Consider the following 25,075-nt stretch of genomic DNA (forward strand, 5'->3'; position numbering starts at 1 on the left):
CCAACGGTATTGGACTCATGAAGCAGGCCACGCCGATAGGGCTTCCCGACTTGTCATCACTCCCGATCCGTTTTAGGTTTGCAATAACTGCAATCAATCTATGGGGTTTTCTTCGTGGCCGACCGCGCCGACCATAATCAGAAGCCTGAGCCCGAAATCCTCGCGGGGATCAATACCATCCAAGACGCGACCGTGGGCGCGAGCGTCCAAGCGCGATCCATTCAGGGAAACATCGTTTTCAACGCCGCGCCGCCGGCCGCCCGACCGACACCGGCGCAATTACCGATATGCCCTTCGCATTTCACCAACCGCGAGCGGGAGATCGCGACGCTCGAACGCCTGGCGCGGGATGCCGCCGAACGTAGCCGGACGATGCTCGCCGTGATCACCGGTCAGGGCGGGATAGGAAAGACGACTCTCGGCCTCTGCTGGCTCCAGCATGTCAGCGACCGGTACCCCGACGGCCAACTCTATGTCGACCTTCAAGGCTTTTCCGGAATATCCCATCTGACGCCCGAAGAAGGGCTGACGAGTCTTCTTCGATCGCTCGGTATGGCCGCCGCCGATATCCCGATTTCAACGGAGGATCAGTCGGCGTTGTTCAGATCCCTGACCGCCGGGCGCCGATTCATCATCGTGCTCGACAATGCGGTGTCGGCCGCACAGGTCCGCCCGTTGCTCCCCGGCAATGGGCCGAGTGTCGTGATCGTCACGGCCCGGCGGCAACTGTCAGGGCTGGCGATGCACGGAGCGTCCTTCCTGGAGCTCGAGCCTTTGGACCGTTCCGACGCGTCGAGCCTCCTTACCCGCATGTTGGGCAGAGAGCGCACCGCTGCCGAGCCGGACGAGGTTCTTCACGAACTCGCCGATCTGTGCGGGCGACTGCCGCTGGCACTGTGCACCTCCGCGGCACGCCTGACGACACGCCGCCGGTGGCGTATCTCGCGCCTGGTCGACGAACTCAACGACGAAAGGCGCCGACTGGCCGCGCTCCACATCGACGACGACCTGTCCGTACGAGCGGTCTTCGACGCGTCGTACAGTGCGCTGTCGGCGGACGCGGCGGCGGCGTACCGGCTGCTCGGCCTGCACCCCGGCCCGGATTTCGCGCTGTCCCTCGCCGCCGCGGTCACCGGTTTCGGTGACGAGCGGACCGCCCGTGTCCTGGACGTCCTCCTCGACGCGAATCTGATCCAGGAGCATGCCGACCACCGCTTCCGATTCCACGATCTGGTGCGCCTGCACGCCCAGTCGACCGTCGAGCGGGAGGAGTCCCCAGCGGCTCGCGAGGCCGCACGACGCCGGATCATTCGTCACTATCTGCGATCGGCCGCAGCCGCGGATGTGAGCGTGATACCGGGGCGCTGGCGGCTGGGAGGACACCACGCCGACGATGTGGATCTCCCCCGGATGGACAGGGAGCGCGCCCTCACCTGGCTCGAGTCGGAGCGGCCCAACCTCACCGCGGCGCTCCGGCTGGCCCACGACACCGGTCAACACCGGGAGACCTGGGAGTTCTGCGAGGCGCTCTGGCCGTTGTTCGTCCACCGGAAGCACTATGGCGACTGGCTCAGTACGCACGAGCTCGGCCTGAGCTCGGCCCGCGCCTGCGGAGATCGCCTCGCCGAAGCGCGGATGCTGGAGCAGCTCGGCTCCGCGCATCTCAACCTCAAGGACTTCACGACCGCGCTCACCTGTGCCGCACAGGCCGTCGAGTTGGAACGCGCGGCCGATCACACGGTCGGCGAGGCGACCGCCCTCGAGATCCGCGGCGTCGCCGAACTGGCCCTCGGGCGACCGGGCGACGCGATCGAGACGTTCACCCGATCTCGAGAGCTCAATGAGCGGATCGACGTTCCCCGAGCCGTGGCGATCATGACGCGCCATCTCGGTGACGCTCTCCGTGCCGCCGACCGCGCCGAGGAAAGCGTCCGTCATCTCCTTCAGGCCCAGGAATTCTTCCGCGACAACGGAGACGGGTACAACGAGGCCCGGTCACTGAACGGCCTCGCCCGTTCCTACCTCGAGCTGGAACGGATCGACGAGGCCGAGCAGGCGCTGCGAGCCGTCGTGGGCGTCACCGAGTCGATCGGCGCGCCGCACGAGGCCGCCAACGCCCACGTGGGCCTCGCGGACGTGGCGGCCCGACGCGGCCGGCCCGGCGAGGAACGGGCGCATCTCGAGTCGGCGCTGGCGGTGTACGAGCGCCACGGCGCGCCCGAGGCGGATGAGGTCAGGAGGCGACTCGACCGAATCCCACCGCCCGGCTCATCATGATCCGACAGGAGCCGTCCTCCGTGAGCAGAGACGCGCGCGCCAAGGACGCCACGGATCTCCCGGTCACCAGCCAGGTGTGCACGAACGATGCGAAGACCCCCGGCGAGTCGAAAACCGGAGCGTCGATCATCCACCCGCTCCCCGGTGCTGTGATCCGCTCTCGCGATCCTTCGACGACGGCCACGAGCGCGCAGCCCGGATCGCACCGGCCGCTCGCATCGGTCCGTACGATCACGTCGGCCACGGCAAGCCATTCCGGATCCCTCTCGTCGCCCTCCGCTCGTAGGTGCTCGTCGGTCACGCGGCCAGATCCGTGAGGGCCGCGAAGGGACACGGACGTCGACACCACGGCGACAACGGCGCCATCGGCCTGGACGGCCACGCATCGGCCCGGCGGCCCGACGAGCGGGCGAGAAACGACGTGGAGTTCGTTGCGCACCAGTCTCACGGTCACTTGTCCGCCTCCATCGGGCACGGCGGCGCGACCGGATCGACATGCACGGCCGAGGGCGGTTCGGACAGCCGCAGAAGTTCGTACATCTTTTGCCGCAGGATCGCGCCGGACCGCGATGGGCGTGAGGTGAGCCGGGAGAACAGAGCGGCCGGCCGGCCACCCGAGCAGGCGGCTATCTGCGGCTCGAGGGGCCGGGTCGGATCGAGCCGTGGCGCCGATCGTCCCATCAGCGCGACGGCGGACCCGGGCAGCACGTCCTCGTCCGGGAACGCCGCGAGGAGGGTCGGAACGCCCAGGGCCGCTCCGTAGCAGGTCACCGAGCCGTGGTCGCCCACGAGGCGATCGGCGGCCACGAGAGCCGCCTGCCAGCCGTGCTCGGGAGGAAGGATCCGTACGCCGAGGCGGCAGCAGTCGTTGAACCAGGCACGGATCTGGCGCCGGCCGTGCCAGCTCCAGATGTTGGGATGGAGGGCGACGACGATCCGGTATCGGTCGGGCGGGAGGGTACGGGCGAGACGGATCAGGATGTCGTCATGACGGCCGAGAAGGGATCGTGGCCCCCACGTGGAAGAGACGAACACGAGCGTCTGGTCCGGTTCCACTCCGAGCGCCCGCCGATAGGCCGCCCGCCGGCCGACGCTCGCCGCCGTCCGGTCGAGGGCGAGATCGCCGGCCACGAAGGTTACGGGCAGGGCCTCCGGGCACACCTCGCCCACTTGGAGCACCTGGCTCTCGTGGGCGACGGCGAGGGCGGACGGGATGACTCTGCCACCCGCCGCGATCGCGTCGGCCCGTAGGCCTGCGAGGGGACGCCGGCCCGCCGGACCCTGGCCCGCCCAGCGGTGTGAGAGCACAGCGGGCGGCACCCCGTGCGGCAGCGTCAGGATCGGCGCGTGCAGCTCTTGCAGCATTCCGTCGCCCGCCGCCAGCGCGAGATCGAAGGACGTCCGGATCGCCTGCGGATAGGGGATCACCAACCCGTCCAGGCCGCGCAGGTAGTCCCCCACGCCGACCCGCAAGACCGAGGCGGGTGACTCCGTGTAGACCACCTGGACACGCCGGTCGCTCTCCAGGAGCGGCACGACGTCGGCGAGTCGCGTCGCGGCCGCGAGGTGGTGCACCACCACGAGGACGGTCCGCCGCCCGGTGAGTGTCGTGCCCTTCGCCGCGTCGAGCCCGTACGGCCCGAGTCTCCATTCGTCCATCGCCGACCTCCCGGCTCAGGTCCTCCTCGTGGACCGATCGAGCCAACTCTGCGGTGGGAGGTCGGATATGCGGCTTGCACCGAACGGGATGTCCGCCTTGCACGTCTACGCGAAACAAGGAGAGCGAGCCGGTCCCGCCGTTGGGAGGGACCGGCACCGAACGCCTTACGGCGTCCAGAACATCCACGTGGATGGATCCATAACTTTACTTTCTAACTCAATGACGTCACAGTTGACGTCCGCCACACACGCCCAATCGGCCGGTATGAGGCACTCCGATGCTAGTACACCTCAGCCGCAGCCGTCGCGTCGGATAAGGGGCATCACGGAAACTCTCTCACACTCCTCACGTCGGCGTTGTCCATAGCCAAGGAAGGGACGATCTGGTCCTTGAGCTCTCCACCAGAGAGTTACTAATCGGTATTAGTCGCACATCTGGCCTTTCCGGACAAACGGTGGGACGATCCTCCCGGAAGTGCGGGGATGAACTTCCGGGGGAAGCCATGGAGATGGCGATAGAGCTCCTCGGGCCGATCGCGGTGTGGGCCGACGGACGGCACCACCGACTCGGCTCGCTGAAAGAACAGGTCCTGCTGGCCCTGCTCGCCGTCGAATGCGATCGGCCGGTCCGGACGGACACGCTAATTTCCCGAATCTGGGACGACCGACCGCCGGCTCACGCTCGCGACAACTTGTCCAGCTACGCCTCCCGCTTACGCCGCCGCCTCAAGGACGCCTTGGGCAGACCGAGCTGCGTCGCCTCTACGCCGGACGCGTACCGCCTCGCCCTCGACCCGGAGCAGGTCGACCTGCACCGGTTCCGGCGGCTGCGTGAGCAGGCCGACGCCCTGGTCGACAGTGGTGACGACGAAGGGGCGATCCAACTGCGCCGGGAGGCCGAGGGCCTCTGGCAGGGCGATGCGCTGGGCGGCCTGCCGGGTACCTGGATCAGCCGCCTGCGCACCGGCCTGGACGAAGAGCTCCGGGCCCTGACGCTCGACCGGATCGACGCGGAACTCCGAGCCGGCAGGGCCCCGCGGCTGCTCGCCGAACTCCACCAGATGGCGACGCGGCATCCGCTGGACGAAGGGATCGGCGCCCAGCTGATGACCGCGCTGTACCGGTGTGACCGGCAGGCCGACGCACTCCGCGTGTACCAGGACATCCGGCGGCGTCTCGTTGAGTCTCTGGGCGCCGAACCGGGAACACGCCTTCAGGAAGTGCACCGGCGCGTCCTGGACCAGGATCTGGAGTTCGCCGTCACTCCTCAGTACCGGCGGGCGGATCGGCACGGTCAGCCGAGGACCCTGCCTCCCGGGCCGGCCGACTTCGAGGGCCGAGACGACGAGGTGGCGGCGCTCGAAGAGCCGAAAGCGGATGCCACCGAGATCATCGTGGGAATGCCCGGCATCGGGAAGACAACGCTGGCCGTTCATATGGCCCACCGCCTCGCGCCTCGCTATCCAGACGCGCAGCTCTTCTTGAACCTCGCGGCGCACGACACCACCCGGCCGCCTCTCACCGTCGGCCAGGCGCTGAACGGCCTGCTCCGGATGATCGGAGTTCCGCCCCGGCGGATGCCCGCCACACCCGGCGAGCTGTCCGCCCTCTGGCGTGCGGAGATGGCGAATCGGCGCGCGATCATCGTGCTGGACGACGCGACCGATGAGCAACAGGTGGAGGCTCTCCTTCCCAGGGCGGAAGGTTGTCGCGTGCTGATCACGGCGCGCCGGAATCTGTCGGGGCTCGCCGGCAGACACCTCCGGCTGGGGACGCTTCCGGTGGCGGCTGCCGTGTCGCTGTTCGCCCGGTCGGCAGGGTGCGCCGCGACCGAGCGTGTCGAGAACGTCGTGCGCCTGTGCGGCAGACTCCCGCTGGCGATCCGGCTCACCGCGGCCCGCGTGCGGAGCGGGGAGAGCATCGACGACCTCCTGGACGAACTTGCCCTCGACGGCCTGGAACTCGACGGGAGTTCCGCCGAGATGGGGGCTGCGCTCGAGGTCTCCTACAGCGAGCTGCCGGAGGTCCCACGGCAGGTCTTCCGGCGCCTATGCCTGCACCCGGGCGACCAGATCACCGAAGAGGCGGCGGCCGCACTCGCCGGCTTACCGGTCTCCGGGGTACGCCCCGTCCTGAGCACCCTGCTCGACCATCACCTCCTCGAAGCGGCAGCCGGGGACCTCTACCGGTTCCATCAGCTCCTTCGCGCCTTCGGACGCGAGCAAGCCCGCGCGGAGGACACTCCGTTGGAGATCCGCCGCACTGTCGGACGGCTGCTGGACTACTACCTCTCAACCGCCCACCAGGCCGATCGGATCCTTCATCCTCATCGCGCACGCCCGGCGGCGCCCACCTCGCGCACGGTGGCCATCGGCTCGCCGGCCGAGGCACAGCGGTGGCTCGACCACGAATGGGGCGGGATCACCGCCACGATCGAATACTGCACCACGCATGAGTGGCTGCGGGAGGGTGCCGACCTCGCCTATCTGGTCTCGAAGTTCCTCGAGGATCGAGGCCTCTGGGAAGAGGAGATCGCCGCATTGAACCTCGCGCTGCGCTCCGTGAGAGACACCGGCGATCAGCGGGGGACCGTGCGGACGGAGCTCGAATTGGCGTTCGTCTCGTTCCTTCGGGGAGACGACATCACCGCCCTGGACCATGCCCAGGGCGCGCTGGCCATGGCCCGGCAGTTGGGCGACGACAAGAGCGGCGCGGACGCGCTGGACCGGATCGGCCTCGCCCACTGGTTACGCGGGCACTACCGCGAGACGCTGGCATACTGCCAAGAGGCGCTGGGCGCCTACCGGGACATCGACGACCCGACCGGTCAGGCCGCCGCGTTGAACCACATCGGCATCGCCTACTGGCACATGGGGCGGCATCATCAGTCCTTCATGAGTCTCGACGCGGCACTGCAGATCTACCGGGAGACCGGCGACGGGCTGGGAGCGGCGCGCGTTCTGAACAACCTGGGCGACCTGCAACAGAGCCGCGGCTATCACCGTGACGCGATCCGGTTCTACCAGGCCTCGCGCGAGATCCTCGACCAGATCCCTGATCATCACCACCACGCGATCCTCCACAGCAACGTCGGTACCGTGCAGCGCTACAAAGGAGATCACCGGCAGGCCCTGGCCTCCTACCGCAAGGCGTTGGCGATCTACCGCGCCGCCGACGATCGCCGGAACATGGCGGACACCTTCAACAACATCGGCGTGACGTACTGCCACCTGGAACGGCACAACGAAGCCCTGATCCACCATCAGCGCGCCCATGACATCGCCACGGCGATCACGCATCCGTACGAACAGTGCCGCGCGCTGCTCGGCATGGCCACGGCGTACCGAGGGCTCTGCCGCTACGCACAGTCGCTCGAGAGATACGACGCCGCGCTCGCCCGCGCCCGAGAGATCGGCGACCTGTACCAGGAGGCGAAGGTCCATGAAGGGGTGGGTGGTGTGCTCGCGCATACCGACGATCCCGAGGCCGCGCGGATCCGCTGGAGGCAGGCGCTGAACATCTTCCGGGACCTGAACGTGCCGGAGGCTTGGGAGGTCGAGATACTTCTCGACGCGTTGGGCATGGCCTCATAGCCATCCGGGCGACCGTCGGCTAGACGTCCGATGGGTCTGCCTTAGGTGACCTATCCGTGCGGGAATTACGCGACTTCACAGCCGAATACATCGGATGAATCCTTGACCTAGCGGCAGGCCGGGAGTAAATCTCGTGTGCGGACGTTCCCCCTCAGCCCCGGGAGACCCCATGCGACGACGCCTCTGGACGCGCCGGCTGATCGCTCTCAGCGCCACCCTCGGATTGACGCTCGCGGCAGCGCCCGTCGCATCGGCGTCCCCGCCAGGCATCGGCGCGAGCACGGGACACGGAGGTGCCGGTCGTGTGCCCGCCACCGTCGTCCTCGACGGCGCACGGCTCGTGCGCATCCGGCGGCAACTCGCCACCCGGCCCGACCCGCGGCTTCGGACGGCCCTCGCCGAGCTCACGCGCGCCGCCGACGCCGAACTGCGGACCGGCCCCTGGTCGGTGATGGACAAGGCGACCACGGTCAGCGCCGACAAGCACGACTACTACAGCCTGGCCACCTACTGGTGGCCCAGTCAGCCGAAGACGCCGGACAACCCGTACGGCTGCCCGTTCGTGCAGAAGGACGGGCACTGGGCGCCGGACGTCGCCACGACCGGTGACCTGCCGACGCTGCACGCGTCGTGGACCGCGATCTCCGATCTGTCCCTCGCGTGGTTCTACACCCGGCGGCCGGCGTACGCCCGGCGCGCCGCGCTCGACATCCGCACGTGGTTCCTCGATCCGGCGACCCGGATGAACCCGAACATGGACTACGCCCAGGCCATCCCGTGCGGCGCGAACCCGCAGGGCCGCAACTACGGCATCATCGAGTCCGCGCAGGCGATCACGCAGGTGATCGATGCGCTCGCCCTCCTGGACTCCGGAGCGCCCGGCTGGACCGCCCGCGACCGCGCGGGCATCCGCGACTGGCTCGGCGGCTTCCTGGACTGGATGCTGACCAGCCCGTTCGGCCAGGCGGAGAGCGCCACCAAGAACAACCACGGCACCTTCAAGGATCTGCAGGACGCCACGATCGCGCTCTACCTCGGGCGCACCGATCTCGCGAAGCAGCTGATCGTCGGCGCGGAGACGAAGCGGATCGACCCGCAGATCGCCGCGGACGGCGGTCAGCCGGGCGAGGTGAGCCGCACCCGGCCCTGGCACTACGCGAACTTCAACGCGCAGGCGTTCTGCCGCCTGGCCGACGCGGGCCGGCACGTCGGGGTCGACCTGTGGTCCTACACGACGCCGAGCGGCGGGAGCATCGCGAAGGCGATCGACTTCCTCATCCCGGCCGCGGAGAAGGGCGCGGACGCCTGGCCCTACCCGGATCTCGACGTGTTCGATCGGAGCCTGGCGCTGGACAAGCTGCACGCCGCCGCGACGGAGGCGAACGACGGCCAGGCGCGGGCCGCGCTCGCCCAGGTGCCCGCCCCTGCGGGCGGCGACCTGTGGCCCGTCGAGCCCACCTGCTGGCAGGACCTGTCGCAGCCGCCGTTGCAGAAGTGAGCGGCGGCCCTCACCTCGGCGAGGCCCGTTCCGATCCCCGCGTCGGCGGGATCGGAACGCGCCGCCGGGGGTGCTACGAGCGCGGCCCGACCGACTCGCCACGCTCGGCGGGTTCGTCGAGGCGGCGCTTGTAGTAGGCCCAGGGCGAGTCGAAGTCGGACGGGACGATGAGCTCCCACCCTTGCTCCTCCAGGAGGCGGCGGCGACGGCGCGACGGCCACCACAGCCGCCGGTGCTCCCACTTGTGGGGTGAGGCCTCGACGAGGTGGAAGAGGTAGCCGTAGTCGACGGCGTGCCATCCGCGGAGGCCCTCCCTCGCCAACGCCTCCATCTCGTTGAAGGCGTGCAGCGGCTTGAGCACCCTCTGGGCGGGGCCGTCGCCCGCGACGGCCCCGTCGCGGGCGACGGCCGCGCCGCCGAAGCGCTGCTGGGCGGCCTGGCGGCTGATGCCCAGCAGCCGTCCGAGGGCCTCCCAGCTGTGCCCGGCCGTACGGGCTCCGGTGATCGACTGGCGCAGCAGCCTGCTGGTCTCCTCGGCGGCGACGCTGGACGCGGCGACCATGAGCAGGTGGGCGTCCGGGTCGTCGTCGAGACCCTCGCGCCCCTGCTCGCACGCGGTCAGCACGGCTTCGGCCACGGCCTCCCTGATCGCACCGGCCTGATCGTCGGTGAGACGGCTCCCGATCGCGCTCACCGCTGCTCCCCCTCGTCACCGGCGATGGGAGGAAGCGGCTCCAGCTCGTCCAGGCGGGCGGCGTCGGCGGTGGGCGCGGTCCCATCGCGCAAGGCGGAAGCGGCCGTCACCACCAGCGCGACGAAGACCGCGAGCGCGACGACGACGAAGAGGACCCACAGCACCAGGTTGTCGAAAGCGGCCTGCGCCACGAGCAGGATGCCCGTCAGCGGCAGCAGGACGGAGATGGCCAGGGCTCCGTGGGACGGGCCACGAAAGGCGCGACGAGTCATGATGTCAAGGATGTGTTGACATCGTCATCATGTCAAGTATTCATTGACATGCGCCGGCAGCCGGGCGGGGTCTGGGCCGCCGCAGGGGTCCGCGTGGCCAGGCGGCGACCGCCGTGCTCAGCCACCTCCTCACCTGCGTGAGAATTCGTGTATGACCGAATCACGGGAGGCCGCCCCGTTCTCGGGCCGGACGGTGTGGGCGTGGAACCTCAAGACGCCGCTGCGGGAGTTTCTGCGGACCGAGACCGGCAGCGCGGTCGTGCTGCTGTCCGCCACGCTCCTCGCGCTGCTGTGGGCGAACGTCGACCCGTCCTCGTACGAACACGCCTGGCACACGGTGCTGTCCGTCCGCCTCGGCGACTCGAAGGTGTCGCTGGACCTGCGGACGTGGGTGAACAGCGGCCTGATGACGTTCTTCTTCCTCGTCGTCGGCCTGGAGGCGCGGCGAGAGTTCGACCTGGGCGAGCTGCGCGACCGCCGGCGGGTGGTCCTCCCGCTGATCGCCGGCGTCGGCGGCATGGTCGTCCCGATCGCGATCTACCTGGCGGCCAATGGCGGCGGCCCGGCGGCGCACGGCTGGGGCACCGCGATGTCGACCGACACGGCGTTCGCGCTCGGCATGCTCAGCCTGGCCGCCGCGAAACTCCCCGCGCGCATGCACGCCTACCTGCTCACGGTCACGGTCGTCGACGACCTCGTCGCGCTCGCGGTCATCGGCGTGGCCTACAGCAAGGAGGTCAGCTTCACGCCGCTGCTGATCGCGATCCTCATCTTCGCGCTGATCCTGGTCATCCGTGTACTGGGCGTGCGGTACGGCCTGGTGTACGCGCTGCTGGGTGTCGCGGCGTGGGTCGCGATGCTCAAGTCCGGGGTGGAGCCCGTCGTCATCGGCCTGGCGATGGGCCTGATCACGTACGCGTCGCCGGCCGCCCGCACCGATCTGGAGCGGGCGAGCGACCTGTTCCGGCTGTTCCGTGAGCAGCCGACGGCCGAGCTGGCGCGGACCGCCACCACCGGCCTGACCTCGGCGATCTCCCCGAACGAGCGCCTTCAGCTGCTCTACCACCCCTGGACGAGTTACGTGATCGTCCCGTTGTTCGCCCTCGCCAACGCGGGCATCACCATCAGCGGCGACCTGCTGATCCGGGCGTTCACCTCCCCGATCACGCTGGGCATCCTGATCGCCTACGTCGTCGGCAAGCCGCTCGGCATCGCCGGCTCCACGTGGCTGGTCACCCGGCTGACCCGCGGCCGCATCCGTCCTCCGGTCGGCTGGGTCGCGGTGACGGGCGGCGGGATGATCGCCGGCATCGGCTTCACGGTGTCCCTGCTGATCGCCACGCTCGCCTTCACGGGTACCGAACTGGAGGAGGCGAAGCTCGGCATCCTCGGATCCGCGCTCGCGGCGTCGATCCTGACCTGGATCCTGTTCCGCGCCACTCAGATGCTCCCGACGCGGACCCGGCTGCGGGCGCTCATGGGCACCGCCGAGGGCATCGTCGACCTCGCCGTGCCGGTCGACCCCGACCGCGACCACATCCGGGGCCCGGAGGAGTCCCTGGTGACGGTGGTGGAGTACGGCGACTTCGAGTGCCCGTTCTGCGGCCAGGCCGAGCCGGTCGTCCGGGAGCTGCTCGCCGGGTACGGCGACGTGCGGTACGTCTGGCGGCATCTTCCGCTGCACGACGTCCACCCGCACGCCCAGCTCGCCGCCGAGGCGAGCGAGGCGGCCGCCGAGCAGGACGCCTTCTGGGAGATGCACGACATCCTCCTCGACCACCAGGGCGACCTGACCGTCCGTGACCTGATCCGCTACGCCGAGCAGCTGGAGCTCGACCTGGAGCGCTTCCGGCGGGATCTGCGCGAGCACTCCGGCGCGTCTCGGGTCGCCGAGGACCTCGACTCGGCCGACCTCAGCAGCGTCTCCGGCACCCCGACCTTCTTCATCAACGGCCGGCGGCACCACGGCGCGTACGACATCGAGACGCTCACCGCGGCCGTACGGGCGGCCAAGGCGCGCGCGGTGATCAGCGCCTGACGCGGATCGGCCCGCCGACCGAATCATCGGATATCGGGCGTGTCGGACCGCGTCAAAGCTCGCCATTCGAACGCATGTTCGAATAGAATAAGGGCATGAGACGGCGTGTGTACGACGAACCGGTCCAGGTAGAGGTCCTCGCCGATCGACCGACCCGCTTCACCTGGGACGGGCGCGGCTATGAAGTGATCACATTCGTCAAGATGCTCGGGCTGCTGCGGCCCCGGGACGACGTCGACACCCAGCTCTGGCAGGTCCGGGCCCAGGCGCCCGGAAGCCAGACGCCCGCGACGTACGAGCTGCGCCGCGACCACGGGGTGTGGCAGCTGGCCGCGGTCTGGGAGCCGAGCGTCCGGAACTGATCGGGCGGACTCGGCCGGAGCGCGGTCGCGGCCGCGCTCCGGCGGCGGTCACGATACGGGGCATCCCGGGACGGCGAGCGGCGCGGGCTCCGGGCGTTGCGTACTCTTGGCCCCTGAGCGGCTCTTGGCCCCTGGCGGGAAGGCGGTGCCGCGATGGAACCGGCGACGGTCGGCGACGACCCACCGGCCCCCAAACGCCTGCCCTGGGCCCAGCGGCGTGACCAGTTGCTGGCCGCCGCCGGGCGGGTGATCGCCCGCGACGGGCCTCAGGTCTCGATGGACGCCGTCGCCGCCGAGGCCGGTGTTTCCAAGCCGATCGTCTACCGGCACTTCGGCGACAAGAACGGCCTGGCCCACGCGGTCGGCGAGCGCTTCGCGGTCGCGTTGCTGACCGAACTGCACGCGGCGCTGGCCGCCCACGCGGACCCGCGCGAGCGCACCCACGCCGCCATCGAGGTGATCCTCCGGCGCATCGACGAGGCGCCGCAGACGTACCGCTTCCTGACCCGGGGCAGCGCCGAGGGCGCGCCGGCCCTCGGCGACGCGCTGGACGCCTTCATGCGCCTGATCGGGGACGACCTGGCCGACTTCATGTCGTCGGTGAACAACGACAAGAGCCCCGAACGCCAGGTTCTGCTGCTGACGTGGGGCCATGCCATGGTGGGGCTGGTGCGCAGCAGCGCCGACCTGTGGCTCGACCGCCGCCACGTCAGCCGGGAGGAGCTCGTCGACCAGCTGACGGACCTGTTGTGGAACGGTTTCCGGGATGCCGACTGGACGACGGATTGATGACATGATCTTTCCCGAGCAGCATTCGGGAACCGCTTGACAGGCCCGTACGAGAGAACCCTATGTTACGTGACGTAACTTACTGTTTCACCAGCCTGACCCGCCGAACGCCCCGCGACGAACCGGCCGCCGCGCGGTGATCTCCAGAGCCGCAGAGGAAGAGAAGACCATGTCCGCAGTCTCCGGAACCCCGCTTGGTGTCGCCCTGACGCGGCTCGCGGTGGAGGATCCCGCGACACCGGCGTTGACCTGCGGCACGACCACTCTGTCCCGGCTGGAGCTGGACGAGCGCGCGAACCGCTTCGCGTGGGAGCTGCGCGACCACGGCGTCCGCGTCGGCGACCGCGTCGCGATCGTCCTGCCGAACGGCGTCGACTTCGTCGTCGCCCTCCTGGGCGTCTGGAAGGCCGGCGGCACCCCGGTCCCGGTCTCCGATCGGCTGCCGGCCGCCGAGCGCGAGCCGATCCTCGAGCTGGCCCGGCCCAAGGTCGTGGTCGCCGCGAGCGGGGCCGGCACCCTCCCGCCCTCGACCGGTTCGAGCCAGCCGGAGTCCGCGCCGCCGGGCGTCATCCCGCAGCCCTGGAAGATCCTCAGCTCGGGCGGCAGCACCGGACGGCCGAAGCTGATCGCCACCGTCGATCCGGGCGTGGCCGAGCGTGTCGGCCTGTTCGGCCTGGCGGTGCAGATGCCGGAGAGCGGGGCCGCGCTGGTCACCGCGCCGCTCACCCACAACGGTCCCTTCATGTCCCTGACCGCGGCGCTGCTGTTCGGCAAGCACGTCGTGCTGATGGAGCGGTTCGACGCGGCAGAGACGCTTCGGCTCGCCGAGCGGCACCGCGCGGACTGGATGTACGCCGTGCCGACGATGATGCACCGGATCTGGCGGCTGCCGGAGGCCGAGCGCGCGGCCGCGGATCTGTCGTCGCTGCGCGTGGTGTTCCACCTCGGCGCGCCGATCGCGCAGTGGCTCAAGCAGGCGTGGATCGACTGGCTGGGCCCAGAGCGGATCTGGGAGCTGTACGCCGGGACGGAGGCCCAGGCCGTCACCCGCATCAGCGGCACCGAGTGGCTCGCGCACCGCGGCTCGGTCGGCCGCCCGCTGACCGGCGACATCCAGGTGCGCGACGAATCCGGCCGGCCCCTCGGGCCGGGCCAGGTCGGCCAGGTGTGGATGCGGCCGGACGCCGGCCCGACCTACACCTACATCGGCGCGACGGCGCGCAGCGACGGCCGCTGGGAGTGCCTGGGCGACCTGGGCTACATCGACGCCGACGGCTACCTCTACCTCACCGACCGCGACACCGACATGATCCTGGTCGGCGGCTCCAACGTGTACCCGGCCGAGATCGAGGGCGTCCTGGAGGAGCATCCGGCCGTGCGCTCCGCCGCCGTCATCGGACTGCCCGACGACGACCTCGGCTCCGCGCCGCACGCCATCGTCCAGGCCGACGGCGACGTGGACGAGACGGCCCTGCTCGCCCACCTGCGCGACCGGATCGCCGGCTACAAGGTCCCTCGGACGTTCGAGTTCGTCACCGAGCCGCTGCGCGACGACGCCGGCAAGATCCGCCGGTCCGCCCTCCGCGCCGCCCGCCTCCCCGCCGAGCCCTGCGCCGCGGCCGGAAGCACTCCATGATCGCGCGAGGTGTGGGGATCTCAGCCGACCCGCTGGAGGGCCTTCTCGCGGTACGCGGCCAGGCGGGAGCCCGATTCGCGCCGCGCCATCCGGCGTAGCACGATCGGCGCGAGGGCCAGGCCGATCACGGCCCACGCTCCCAGCACGCCCAGGGTCTCCAGGTGCCGCCAGGAATGGCCGAGTTCGACGCCGGCCATGTCGTCCGGCAGCAGGGCCGAACGCATGCCCAGGCCGAGCCAGTAGACCGGGAAGATCTCGGCGATCCACCGCAGCCAGTCCGGCATGGCGCTGATCGGGTAGAAGATGCCGGAGATCGAGATCAGTGCCATGACCGGCAGCGAAGCCACACCCGCGCCGCGCGGGCTGGAGATCAGCGAGCCGAGTACGGCTCCGATGGACTGCGTCGCCATCAGCCCCAGGACCAGCACCCAGGCCAGCGTCAGCCAGGAGCCGATGGTGCCGAGTTCGATGCCGTCGACGATGAAGAGTCCCGGAATGAGGAGGATCGCCAGGTAGGCCAGGATCGTCCCTGAGGTGGTGACGAGCTTGCCGATGAAATAGGCGCGTATGCCGTGCGGGGTGGCCTTGGCACGGAGAAGGGTGCCGTCTTCGCGCTCCGCCGTGAGGTACTGGATGACCAAGAGCATGCCGAACGCGACGAACATCCCCAGAACGCTCGGCAGGATGAGGGTCCCCAGCCGGAATCCGCTGTGCCTGAACCGCATGTTCCGCAGAAAGAAGACGGCGACCAGCGTCACCACGGGCCAGAAGAGCTGGGCGAGCAGGTCGGAGCCGCTAAAGGACTGGCGGAGTTCGATCAGGCCACGGGTGAGGCCCGCGCGGAGCGCCGTCGTGGTGGAGTTCATCGTGGTCGAGGTCATCGTGGTGGAGGTCATCACACCGCCTCTTTCCGGGCGCTCGCGTCCACCGCGTCGCCGAGGCCGGATTCGGCCCGGTGCACGAGGGACAGGTAGGTGTCCTCCAGCGACGAGGGGCGGACCTCGAGGCTGGAGATGGCCTCGCCGTGCGTCTCGAACAGGTCGAACACGAACCTGGTGGGGTCCTGAACCGATCGCACGTGACGCCGTCCGTCCAGGGTCCAGCGCACCTCGCCCTCGCCCACGATCTGCTCGGCGAGTTCTTCGGCGCTTCCGTCGGCGACGATCCGCCCCTGGTCGAGGATCAGGATGCGATCGGCGAGTTTCTCCGCCTCGGGCAGGTCGTGGGTCGTGAGCAGGATCGTGGTCTCGCCCGCCGCGGCGAGGCCGAGGATGAGCTCGTGGAACTCGCGCCGGGCCTGCGGATCGAAGCCGGCGGTCGGCTCGTCGAGGAAGAGCATCTCGGGGCGGCCGACCATGCCGATCGCCACGTCCAGTCGCCGCCGCTGCCCACCGGAGAGCATCCTGACCTGCTTGTTCGCGTGTTCGGTCAGCCCGACCGCCGCGATCAGCTCGTCGCCGTCCCAGGGCCGCGCGACCCGTTCGGTGGAATGGCCGGCGTAGTAGGAACCCTGATGCGCGAGCAGTTCACGCACCCGCCACTTGCCGTGGTCGCGCCAGGACTGCAGGACGATGCCCAGCCGGGCGCGCCAGTGCTCGTCGCCGTGCGCCGGATCGGTGCCGAGCACCTCGACGCGGCCGGCCGAACGCATCCGGAAACCTTCCAGGATCTCGATCGTGGTGGTCTTGCCCGCCCCGTTGGGGCCCAGCAGGGCCAGCACCTCCCCGCGACGCGCCTGGAACGTCACGTCGCGCAGGACCTCGGCGGTGCCGTAACGCATGCGCAGCCCGTCGACTTCGATCACGGCTTCCTCGCTGATCCGCATCGGCTCCCCTTCACTCGCCGCCGGGCAGCGCCTGCCGTACGCGCGCCGCGAGGTCGGATCGATCGACACCCGCCAGGGCGAGTGCGCGCGGCACGGTGCCGACATGGAGCTCCAGCACGCCCAGCAGCAGGTGTGCCGGCCGGAGGTCCTTCTTGTTGCCGGCCGTCGCCATGCCGCGTTCGAACACCAGCTTTCCCGAGGCCCCGATTCGGGACGGGCGCTTGGGGGACCTGCTCGGCTGCGGGAGGTCACGGGCGTTCACGGACACTCCGGCGGCGCTCAGACTCTGTGTGAACTCCTGGTCCAGGGCGTCGCGGATCGCCCGGTGATCGAGTCCGACCGAGCTCAGGTGCCGATGTGTGGTGTTCTCCTGCTCGGCGGCGATCGCGAGGAGCAGATGTTCCGCCTCGATCGTCGCCGATCCGTCCTCTTGGGCCTCGTCCGCCGCGCGTTCCATGACCGTATGGACGTACGTTCCGAACTCCTGCAGCATCAGCGTCTCCTCGGCAGCTTGACGCCGGCGGCGATGAGCCGCTTGGCGTGCTTCTTGTGGACGGCCTGACGCGTGACCCCGAGGGCCTCGGCAACGTCCGACCAGGTCCAGCCCGCTCGCATGGCCTTCTCGACCGCGGAGTCCTCGAGCCGGTCGGCCAGGCGCCGCAGTGCCACCACGGCGGCCAGCGCGTCAGCGGAATCCTGCGAAGCGGGGATCTCGATACCCGACATGTAAGCAACTTAGGTTGACAAGAGGGAAGCTGTCAACCGAAGTTGCTTAGCGGCGTTCGGCATGCGGCCAGGACACGCCGTCGGTCCGACCGGGACGCATGAACGGGCCGACCCGGACGCGTCGGCGGACCGACCAGGAGGCGTGAGCAGGCCGGGACGCGTCGGTAGACCGGCCAGGAGGCGTGAGCTGGCCGAGGGGAAGCGTCCGCGGACCGGCCAGGACGCATGAGCAGGCCGCGACGTGTCGGCGGACCGGCCAGGAGGCGTGGGCAGGCCGGTCACGTGGTCCTACGCCGAGCGCCGCGGACCGCGGCCGTCGCCTGACCGCGTGGATCAGACGTGTTCGGTCAGCCGGCGGCGCCTCGGGTGATCCAGTCGTGAGTGAGCTCGACGCGCTCGCCGTTGTCGTCGAATCCCCATACGCGGGTGGGGTCGTTGAACGGTGACGTGACGGCGTGCCTGCTGAACCACAGGATCTCGCCGGTGTAGCTCGCCGCGTGCGGGAAGACGGCGTCCTGGCAGGTGCCGAAGACCGTGACGCGCTGGGAGTTGGCGGCGCGCTGCAGCGCGGCGAGGATGTCGGAGCGGTTCTGGTCTCCGAGGCTGTTGCCGAGCTCGTCCAGGACGAGGACGCGGCCCTCGGCGTTCTCGTCGCTGAGCAGGGCCGCGAGCACCAGCTGGATCGCCTGGATCTTCTTCTGCGCGCTGTTGCCCGTCTCCTTGTACGGGATCGCCTCCCCGCCGAGGTCGCGAACCCAGGCCGGGGTGACGGCCCACCGGCGGGGCTGTTCGGGTTTGGCGGGCTCGCGGGCCTGGATGATGAGCCGGGCGCCGAACCCGCCACGGGCGCGATCGAGCCGGTCGTAGGTCGCGCTGACCGCCTCGAGACGGCCCTTGACGACCTCCCTCACCAGCTTCTGCACCGTCTGCAGCTCCTCCTCGCGCTCCTCGCGTACGGTGTCGAGCTCGCTGAGCGCCAACTGCCGGCGGCGGCGCTCCTCCTCGATCTGCACGCGGGTACGCCGGTCGTGCTCGGCCATGCCGGTCAGCACGTCGTCGAGGGCCTCGGTGAGAGCCTGGAGCCGGCGGAGCCGGTCGGCGAGCGACTCCGTGGACAGCGAGTCGCGGAACCGGTCGACGAGGTCCTGGACGTCCGACGGCGCGGGCGTCCGGGCGTACAGGGCGTGCACCGCCTCGTTCAGCGCGTCCCGAGCGTGGTTCAGCAGGGCGTCCGGGCCGGCGGACCGCAGCTTCGCCTCCTGAGACCCGAGCAGCTCTTCGGCCGCGGCGGCGTCGCCGCCCCATTGGTCCGTCCAGTACCGCAGGGGCAGGTCCCCGCGCCGGGAGGTGAACTTGGCGAGCTCGCGTTCGACCTCGGTGAGCTGCTGTCGCGTCTGGGTCGTCTTCTGGGCGAGGAACCGCCGCTGCTGCTCCAAGGTGTCCACCTTGGTCCGGGCGTGCATCCAGACGGTGCGCGCCTCGTCGACCCGCTCCCTGAGGGCCGTACGGCGGTGGCGTACGTCGGCGAGGCGGTTCTTCAGCTCGGCGAGTCTCTCGTCCAGCTCGGCGAGCTGCTCGGCCGCCGTGGCGTGCTTCAAGGCATTCTCCAGATGAGCCCGGCGGCTCGCGACGGCCGCGCGGGACTCCTGAGCGGCCTCGGCGCGGGCCTCCGCCTCCTTTAGGCGGGCCTGTGCCTGGCGAATGCGGGCGTCGCGGCCCGCGATCGGCTCGGGGAACCCGCCGATCACCGTGACGCCGGAGTCGCCGTCGTGGGCGCTCGCCGGGTCGGCCACCGCCTCGGTCCGGTGTTCCACGGACGCGAGGAACCCCCGGATCGGGATCCGGCTGGTCACACCGGTGGGCAGCGGGGCGTCGGCCGCGCCGTCGAGCGGGCCGTCGGCGGTCACGAGAACGGAGCCGGGCAGCGATCGCAGTGCGTCCATGGCGGCGGAACGGTCGCCCGGGGCCACCACCACGGCGTGCCGGTACGGCCACAGCCGCGGCTCCCATGCGGCGCGGACGTCATCGTCGAGGGTCACGGCGTCGAGCAGCCCGGCGGCGGGCAGCCCGGCCGCGTCGAGCCGCGCGAGGCTCGCGGCGGTGTCGGGGTCGTGGCCCGCCTGGATGCGTTCCAGTGCCGTACGCGCGTCCCCGACCTGCCCGGCGGCCTGGCGCACGGCCCACTCGGCCTCCATCAGCTCGGGGGCCGACGCCTCGAGGTCGGCGCGCAGCGTCTCCGCCGGAGTGCCGTCCCACAGCTCGGCGAGCCGGGCGAGCGCCGACCGGGACCCGCCCAGGCGCTCGAGCTCCCCTTCGTTCCGTCCCTCCTCACCGATCAGGCCGCTCAGGTCCTCCTGGAGTGACTGGTGGACGCCCTCGAGCTCGGCGACGCGCTGCTGCAGTTCTTCGGGGACGGCGAGCTCGTCGAGCTCCTCCTGGGCCTGCCGTACGCCCTCGCGGCGCTCCTCCACCCGCACGCCGAGCCCCTCGATCTGCTCGGCCAGCGCGGCGTCGTCGGCACGGACGTCGAGAAAACGACGGGCGGCATGCAGCCGCCGCAGCACGGTGACCCGGGCGACGTGATCCCGCGCGCGATCGCGGTCCGCGACGGCCGCCAGGTCGCTCTCCTCCTCGAGGCGGCGCTGCTCGTCGCGGCTGCGCTCCTCGGCATAGCGGGACTCGATCTCGACGCGCTTGGCCCGCGCGTCGCTCTCCTTGTCGACCAGGTCGGTCAGCCCGGCCAGGGCGATGAGGGAGTCGCCGATCTCCTCCGGCTTGAGGTGGGACAGCTCCTCCGACACCAGCGACGGCGCCTCCGGCCGGGTGCCGTCGGTGTGAAGGTAGGACATGCAGCGCGGCGACGAGCCGTACAGCACGTCGCCGATCCGCGTCACCGGCACCCGGTTGCGCAGCGTCGCCCAGGTGCGGTGCGCGGCGTCCAGGCGCTCGGCGTCGTCCTTACCGCGCGCGAGGACCAGGCCGTCGCTCCAGCGCACCTCGGCGTACGGGCTGCCGCCGGACTGCAGGCGGATCCACACCGACAGGGCCGACCGCTCGTCGGCGTCGCGCTCGCCGAACACCCCGACGATGTAGCCGACCGTCGCGGGCGCGTGCTCCTTGGCGGACAGGCCCACGGGCTCGGGGCGGAACAGCAACCGCGCGGCGTACTTCCCGCTCTCGTGCAGCCGCCACTGCGGATCGGCGAGGATCAGCGTGATGGCGGACAGGAACGTCGTCTTGCCCGAGCCGTTGCTGTCCACCGGTCCGCGCCCGGCGATGGTGATGAACTGCCCGGGGACGATCGGGATCGGGTGCGACGTGAGCGTGCCGATCTCGACCGTCTGCAGCGCGATGAGGTCGCGTCGGCCGACCACTCCGCCGAGGCCCGCCGCCTCGATGTCGATCTCGCTCGTCACCGTTTCTCCCCCTCGATGGCCTGGGATCGCGCCTGCGCCCGCCGGCGGCGGATGGCGTCGGCGAGCGCGCCGTCCGGATCCGCCAGCAGGATGAGGTTCTCCTCGATGAGGTTCGACGCCTGCGGCGTCAGTCGCTGGAACTGCGGACCCGGCCGGATCGGCGCACTGTCGCCGGGCTGCAGCAGGCCCCGGTCGCGCAGCCGCTGCAGCGACTGCCGGATCTGCTCACGGGAGCGGATGCGCGAGTTGACGAGCGTCTCGAAGCTCACCCGGCGGGCCTGGTACGCCCGCGCGGTGCGCGGCAGCTCCCCTTGGGCCTTCGGGATCACGAACCCGTGCAGCAGGACCAGCGCGAGGACGGCCGCGTCGATCGGTTCCAGGGCGCCGAAGCCCTCGCGGGTCAGCTCGCGCGCGACGGCGTCGTCGTACCCGGAGGTGAAGCCCTCGCGCAGCTCGATGAGGACCCGCCCGGCCGCGGCCAGCATCGCCTCGACGTACGGCCGCAGGTCCGGCCCCAGACCGCGGTACAGCGCCATGGGCACCGGCTGGTCCGCCTCCTCGACCGCCGCGACCGCCCGCCGCACGGCGAGCCTCAGCTCATGCGGCAGCGTCTCCAGGGCCGGGACACCGTCACTCATCCTCCGTCTCCTCGTCCTGAGGACCCACCGTCTCGTCGTCCTCACGACCCGGCACCGCCGCGCCCTCAGGAAGCGCCGTCTCCTCGGAAACCGCCGCCTCTTCGTCCTGGGGGCCTGGCATCGCCTCGTACACGCGGCGGAGCGCGGCCACCTCGTCGTCGGCCAGCGCCGCCAGCCGTACGCCGAACCGGACGCCCGCCTCGTCCTGGTCGATCCACTCCGCGCGCCGCAGCCACGCCAGGGACCGCTTCGGTGCGTTGTCGAAGATCGGGATCGCCTCGTCCGGGCGGGCGTTGACGCGGGCGAGCAGCGCGAACACGCGTTCCGGAGCGACGACGCGTCCCGGGTAGGGGTGCACGTGCGGGTCCTCCCAGCAGAGCCGCACGCAGGCGGCGAAGGTCAGCTGCAGGGCGGTCGACGGCGTCGTCCACAGCGAGTGGTCCGCCTGCTCGGCCAGGTCGATGTCGGCCGGCCAGGTCAGCAGCGCGACCTGGCCGCCTGCGGCGGACGCCAGAACGATCTCACGCCCGGCCGCGCGGGCGGCCGTCGCCACGGCCGCCGACGTCTGCGCGGGGGCGGCGCCCAGCGCCCGAAGCCGGGCCAGCGCCACGGCGGAGGGAGCCGGCTCAGGCATCGCGATCGCCCTGCGTCGTCGTGGCCCGCTCGGGCTCGGCCGCGCGTACGCCGAGCTCGCTGACGTACGTCGTCGACGCGTCGGCCGCGACGTGCAGCCGGTCGCCCAGCACCGGCTCGAACGGAAGGTCCGGGTCGGTCGCGGAGACGAGGACGTCCGCGATGACGCGCGCCGCCTGCCGCCACGGCGTGCCGCGCAGCCGTTCGGTGAGGTCGACGCCGTCCTCCGCCCCGAGGTGCGCCTCGATCGCCGCGCGCCGGGCCGCCTGGTATTCACGGAGGCGCTCGGCGGCCTCCTCGACCGGGTCGCCTTCGGGCAGCGGGTCCTCGCGCCGCGGCCGGCGCTGCCGGGGACGCGGGCGCGGCTGGTGGGTCTCGATCGTTCGCAGGATCTCGTGCGGCGACAGGTGGAGGCGCGGCGGGTCGAAGACGATGCCGTCGAACACGGCGGCGAGGGCCTCGGGGCTGCCGGTGATCGCGGCGGTGAGGTAGGCCTCGGCGTCCAGGAGAGTGAAGTCGCGGCGCTGCGCGGCCTGGTCGAGGAGGCGCGCCATGTACTCCTGCACGGCGTTGACGTACTGCAGCGCGGCCTCGGCCATCCGCTCGGCGGCCCGGCGATGCTCGCCGAAGTCGCGGTTGACCCGCTCGACGATGCGCTCGGCCTGGGTGAACAGCCTCTTCGCGTCGCCGTGGTGACGCTGCTCGGCGATCAGCTCCTCCAGCGGACGGTGACGTACGAGCCGCCGCAGGTGCCCGGACCGGATCGTGAACTCCCGGCGCGCCTGCACGAGCGCCTCGGCCACCGCGCGGCTCGTCGCGCTGCCCAGCTCCAGCTCGCGGTAGGTGGCGTCGAGCAGCGTGACCAGCTCCTGCAGCCCGCCGCTGGCCTCCAGCCGGCCGAACACCAGCAGCGCCGCCGAGGACGCAGGGTTCAGGACGTAGCGCCACTCGTAGTCGCGCTGGGTGAACGGCTCGATCAGCTCCATCTTCAGGAACAGCTCGAAGTAGCGGTCGAACTGCGGTCGGCCGCAGATGTGGGCGCAGGACTGGGCCAGCTCCGCGCGCGTGAGACCGCCGTACGCCTCGTGGTCGCCGAACGCGGCGTGGATCGCGCGCGCGACCTCCAGCTGGTCGAGGTCCTCGGTGACCGCCCCGCGGTCACCGGCGACCGGCGCGGCGAACGCCTTCAGCCGCCGGTGGAACGCCTCGCGCACGGCGATCACGTCATCGTGCTCGAAGCGCATCTGCCCGGTCATCGTCACCCCCTGTCGTCCGAGGCACGACCGTAGCCCAGTCGTACGACACCTCGGGTCTTCCAGGCGCGCACTCGACGGCGTCAACTACTAAGCGTAAAGGATCTGCTACGATACGTCATCGCCATTGGAAAGCCGCCGTCCGCCCCGCGGATCGCCCGACGCACCTCCGCTTCGACGCGCCACCCAGCCGGATCGCCTGCGAGACACCAGCGGGAGTTCAGCCGTGCACGGTCCAGTGTTCCGAGTCCTCGGGCCCCTCGAGGCCACCGTCAACGGATGCCGGGTGACCGTCCCGGCGGGAAAGCAGCGCACCCTGCTCGCCACGCTTCTACTCGGCGCGAACCAGGTCGTGTCACTCGACGAGCTCACCGAACGGCTGTGGGACGACGAGCCGCCGCGCCGTCCGCGCGGCGCGCTGCACACGTACGTGACGCGGCTCCGGCAGATGCTCGACCGTCACGGATCCGGGACGGGCGACCTGATCCACACCTCCGCCGCCGGCTACCTCATCGAGGTTTCCGACCTGGACCTCACGCGGTTCCGCCGCCTCGTCTCCGAGGCCAGGACCGCGAGCGAACGCGGTGACCTCGCCTCGGAGTCGGACGCGCTGACCGAGGGGCTCGCGCTGTGGCGTGGACCGGTCCTGCACGATGTGCGCTCCGACTCGCTGCACCGCGACGTCGTCCCCAGTCTCACCGAGGAGCACCTGCGGGCCCTCGACCGGCGACAGGAGGTCGATCTCGCGCTGGGACGCCATGCGCGGCTCGTCGGCGAGTTGCGGGCGTTGACCGCGAGGTATCCACTCCACGAGCGATTCTGGCGGCACCTGATGCTCGCGCTGCACGGATGCGGCCGGTCCGCCGAGGCACTGGAGGCGTACGGCATGGCGAGCGCCTGCCTCCGCGATCGGCTCGGCGTATGTCCGGGTCCCGAGACGCGCGACCTGCACACGGCGATCCTGCGCGGCGCGCCGCCGATGTCCGCCCGCCCCGAAAGAAAAGTGTAAGCGCACTGAAAGCAGCCATCCCTAACGTGGCATTCGCCGAACAAGGAAAGGCGACGATGAGCGTAAAAGGCCCCACCATCTACCCGGGCGTGGACATAATCCGGCGAATTCAAGAGCTGGTGATCGTGTGTTCGCTGCTACCCCCGGACGGAAAGTTGCGCGAGGTCCTCGAACTCGCACTCTCGCTGCACGAAGAGCCCGTTCTCTCCCGGATCAAGCCGATCGAGGATCTCCATCCGCACGCCGTCAAGGCGTGGCTCGAGGCCATCTGGTCACCGGAAGGCATTACTCCCGAGGCGAAGGAGCTGGTCGACTGGCAGATCGACAGTGACAACATGGCGGCCGCCATTCAGGAGCTCACGAACATCGAGCGACAGATCGGCGTGAAACTGACCGCCGAGAAGGCTTGACCGACGTCCATCACCACGCTTCACAGGAGGTACTTCATGTCTGCAGAATTGGCCCTTCGGGCCGTGGTCGACGACGGATTCCGCACCGAGATGCTCGCCGACCCGGGCGCCTTCGGCGTGTCGACATCGACACTGCCCGCCCCGGTCGAGCAGCCGGACCAGGAGTCGCTGGACTTCTGGACCGAGGGCGCCGCCGCCGTGGAGATCTACGCCTGCGCGTCCACATGCAGCTCCGGGCCTCTCACCTTCATCTGCGACGGCACGACGAAGTAGGCGTCCGCTGACGTCTCTCGGTACGCCGCGGTGGGTCGGCCTGCGCCGGCCCACCGTCCGACGCATCGAGCGGC

Annotated in this window: 21 protein-coding genes; 10 read left to right on the plus strand and 11 right to left on the minus strand. The window is 70.5% G+C overall.

The genetic code is table 11. The annotated features are described in order from the left end of the window. Positions 1–114: 114 nt before the first annotated feature. Positions 115–2,277: a tetratricopeptide repeat protein gene (locus ACQP2O_RS32170; protein WP_433171606.1), complete on the plus strand. Its 2,163-nt coding sequence runs from the start codon at positions 115–117 to the stop codon at positions 2,275–2,277. A gap of 450 nt (positions 2,278–2,727) precedes the next feature. On the opposite strand, the gene ACQP2O_RS32175 is transcribed toward ACQP2O_RS32170, so the two are convergent. Beyond that, positions 2,728–3,936 carry a hypothetical protein gene (locus ACQP2O_RS32175; RefSeq protein ID WP_433171608.1) on the minus strand — a complete coding sequence of 403 codons (1,209 nt, stop codon included), beginning with the start codon at positions 3,934–3,936 and terminating at the stop codon, positions 2,728–2,730. Positions 3,937–4,439: 503 nt separating this feature from the next. On the opposite strand from ACQP2O_RS32175, the gene ACQP2O_RS32180 reads away from it, so the two are divergent. Together ACQP2O_RS32180 and ACQP2O_RS32185 are read left to right on the plus strand one after the other, a co-directional pair. Continuing rightward, positions 4,440–7,529: a tetratricopeptide repeat protein gene (locus tag ACQP2O_RS32180; RefSeq protein ID WP_433171610.1), complete on the plus strand. Its 3,090-nt coding sequence runs from the start codon at positions 4,440–4,442 to the stop codon at positions 7,527–7,529. 169 nt (positions 7,530–7,698) lie between these two features. Continuing rightward, a complete protein-coding gene (locus tag ACQP2O_RS32185; RefSeq protein WP_433171612.1) occupies positions 7,699–9,027 on the plus strand; it encodes an alginate lyase family protein in 1,329 nt (442 codons plus the stop codon). A gap of 73 nt (positions 9,028–9,100) precedes the next feature. On the opposite strand, the gene ACQP2O_RS32190 is transcribed toward ACQP2O_RS32185, so the two are convergent. Beyond that, a complete protein-coding gene (locus ACQP2O_RS32190) occupies positions 9,101–9,721 on the minus strand; it encodes a hypothetical protein (protein ID WP_433171613.1) in 621 nt (206 codons plus the stop codon). Next, entirely contained in the window at positions 9,718–9,993 is a 276-nt protein-coding gene (locus ACQP2O_RS32195; RefSeq protein WP_433171615.1) for a hypothetical protein, read from the minus strand. Before ACQP2O_RS32195 ends, ACQP2O_RS32190 begins: the two co-directional genes overlap by 4 nt. A gap of 151 nt (positions 9,994–10,144) precedes the next feature. On the opposite strand from ACQP2O_RS32195, the gene nhaA reads away from it, so the two are divergent. From nhaA to ACQP2O_RS32215, 4 genes are all read left to right on the plus strand, one after another. Further along, a complete protein-coding gene (gene nhaA, locus ACQP2O_RS32200; RefSeq protein ID WP_433171617.1) occupies positions 10,145–12,031 on the plus strand; it encodes a Na+/H+ antiporter NhaA in 1,887 nt (628 codons plus the stop codon). A 95-nt stretch (positions 12,032–12,126) separates the two neighbouring features. Continuing rightward, positions 12,127–12,393 (plus strand): hypothetical protein, encoded by a 267-nt coding sequence (locus ACQP2O_RS32205; protein WP_433171619.1) that lies wholly within the window; start codon positions 12,127–12,129, stop codon positions 12,391–12,393. 153 nt (positions 12,394–12,546) lie between these two features. Beyond that, complete coding sequence (locus ACQP2O_RS32210; protein ID WP_433171621.1) at positions 12,547–13,182, plus strand: TetR family transcriptional regulator; 636 nt, start codon at positions 12,547–12,549, stop codon at positions 13,180–13,182. A gap of 169 nt (positions 13,183–13,351) precedes the next feature. Beyond that, on the plus strand, positions 13,352–14,818 hold the full coding sequence (locus tag ACQP2O_RS32215) for an AMP-binding protein (protein ID WP_433171623.1): 1,467 nt from the start codon (positions 13,352–13,354) through the stop codon (positions 14,816–14,818). Between the two features lie 20 nt (positions 14,819–14,838). Here ACQP2O_RS32215 and ACQP2O_RS32220 read toward each other — a convergent pair whose 3' ends face one another. From ACQP2O_RS32220 to ACQP2O_RS32255, 8 genes are all read right to left on the minus strand, one after another. After that, positions 14,839–15,714: an ABC transporter permease gene (locus ACQP2O_RS32220; protein ID WP_433171625.1), complete on the minus strand. Its 876-nt coding sequence runs from the start codon at positions 15,712–15,714 to the stop codon at positions 14,839–14,841. Then, the gene (locus ACQP2O_RS32225; RefSeq protein WP_433171627.1) at positions 15,714–16,643 is read right to left on the minus strand and encodes an ABC transporter ATP-binding protein; all 930 of its coding nucleotides are present in this window, start codon (positions 16,641–16,643) and stop codon (positions 15,714–15,716) included. The genes ACQP2O_RS32220 and ACQP2O_RS32225 overlap by 1 nt, the downstream gene beginning before the upstream one ends. 10 nt (positions 16,644–16,653) lie before the next feature. After that, positions 16,654–17,136, minus strand: coding sequence for a Clp protease N-terminal domain-containing protein (locus ACQP2O_RS32230; RefSeq protein WP_433171629.1), 483 nt, complete (start codon positions 17,134–17,136; stop codon positions 16,654–16,656). Continuing rightward, entirely contained in the window at positions 17,136–17,369 is a 234-nt protein-coding gene (locus tag ACQP2O_RS32235; protein WP_360895818.1) for an RNA polymerase subunit sigma-70, read from the minus strand. The genes ACQP2O_RS32230 and ACQP2O_RS32235 overlap by 1 nt, the downstream gene beginning before the upstream one ends. 347 nt (positions 17,370–17,716) lie before the next feature. Beyond that, entirely contained in the window at positions 17,717–20,785 is a 3,069-nt protein-coding gene (locus ACQP2O_RS32240) for a hypothetical protein (protein ID WP_433171631.1), read from the minus strand. After that, entirely contained in the window at positions 20,782–21,423 is a 642-nt protein-coding gene (locus ACQP2O_RS32245) for a hypothetical protein (protein ID WP_433171633.1), read from the minus strand. The genes ACQP2O_RS32240 and ACQP2O_RS32245 overlap by 4 nt, the downstream gene beginning before the upstream one ends. Beyond that, positions 21,416–22,057 (minus strand): hypothetical protein, encoded by a 642-nt coding sequence (locus ACQP2O_RS32250; RefSeq protein WP_433171635.1) that lies wholly within the window; start codon positions 22,055–22,057, stop codon positions 21,416–21,418. Before ACQP2O_RS32250 ends, ACQP2O_RS32245 begins: the two co-directional genes overlap by 8 nt. After that, the gene (locus ACQP2O_RS32255) at positions 22,050–23,312 is read right to left on the minus strand and encodes a hypothetical protein (RefSeq protein WP_433171637.1); all 1,263 of its coding nucleotides are present in this window, start codon (positions 23,310–23,312) and stop codon (positions 22,050–22,052) included. The genes ACQP2O_RS32250 and ACQP2O_RS32255 overlap by 8 nt, the downstream gene beginning before the upstream one ends. A 223-nt stretch (positions 23,313–23,535) precedes the next feature. Between ACQP2O_RS32255 and ACQP2O_RS32260 the strand changes: the two genes are divergently transcribed. The 3 genes from ACQP2O_RS32260 to ACQP2O_RS32270 are packed head-to-tail and all read left to right on the plus strand — an operon-like array spanning position 23,536 to position 25,001. Then, complete coding sequence (locus tag ACQP2O_RS32260; protein WP_433171639.1) at positions 23,536–24,318, plus strand: AfsR/SARP family transcriptional regulator; 783 nt, start codon at positions 23,536–23,538, stop codon at positions 24,316–24,318. A 26-nt stretch (positions 24,319–24,344) separates the two neighbouring features. Beyond that, positions 24,345–24,728: a DurN family substrate-assisted peptide maturase gene (locus tag ACQP2O_RS32265; protein ID WP_433171641.1), complete on the plus strand. Its 384-nt coding sequence runs from the start codon at positions 24,345–24,347 to the stop codon at positions 24,726–24,728. A 36-nt stretch (positions 24,729–24,764) separates the two neighbouring features. After that, complete coding sequence (locus tag ACQP2O_RS32270; RefSeq protein ID WP_433171643.1) at positions 24,765–25,001, plus strand: cinnamycin family lantibiotic; 237 nt, start codon at positions 24,765–24,767, stop codon at positions 24,999–25,001. The last annotated feature ends 74 nt before the right edge of the window (positions 25,002–25,075 follow it).

The sequence above is a fragment of the Actinoallomurus sp. CA-150999 genome, assembly GCF_050942425.1.
GTDB lineage: Bacteria > Actinomycetota > Actinomycetes > Streptosporangiales > Streptosporangiaceae > Actinoallomurus.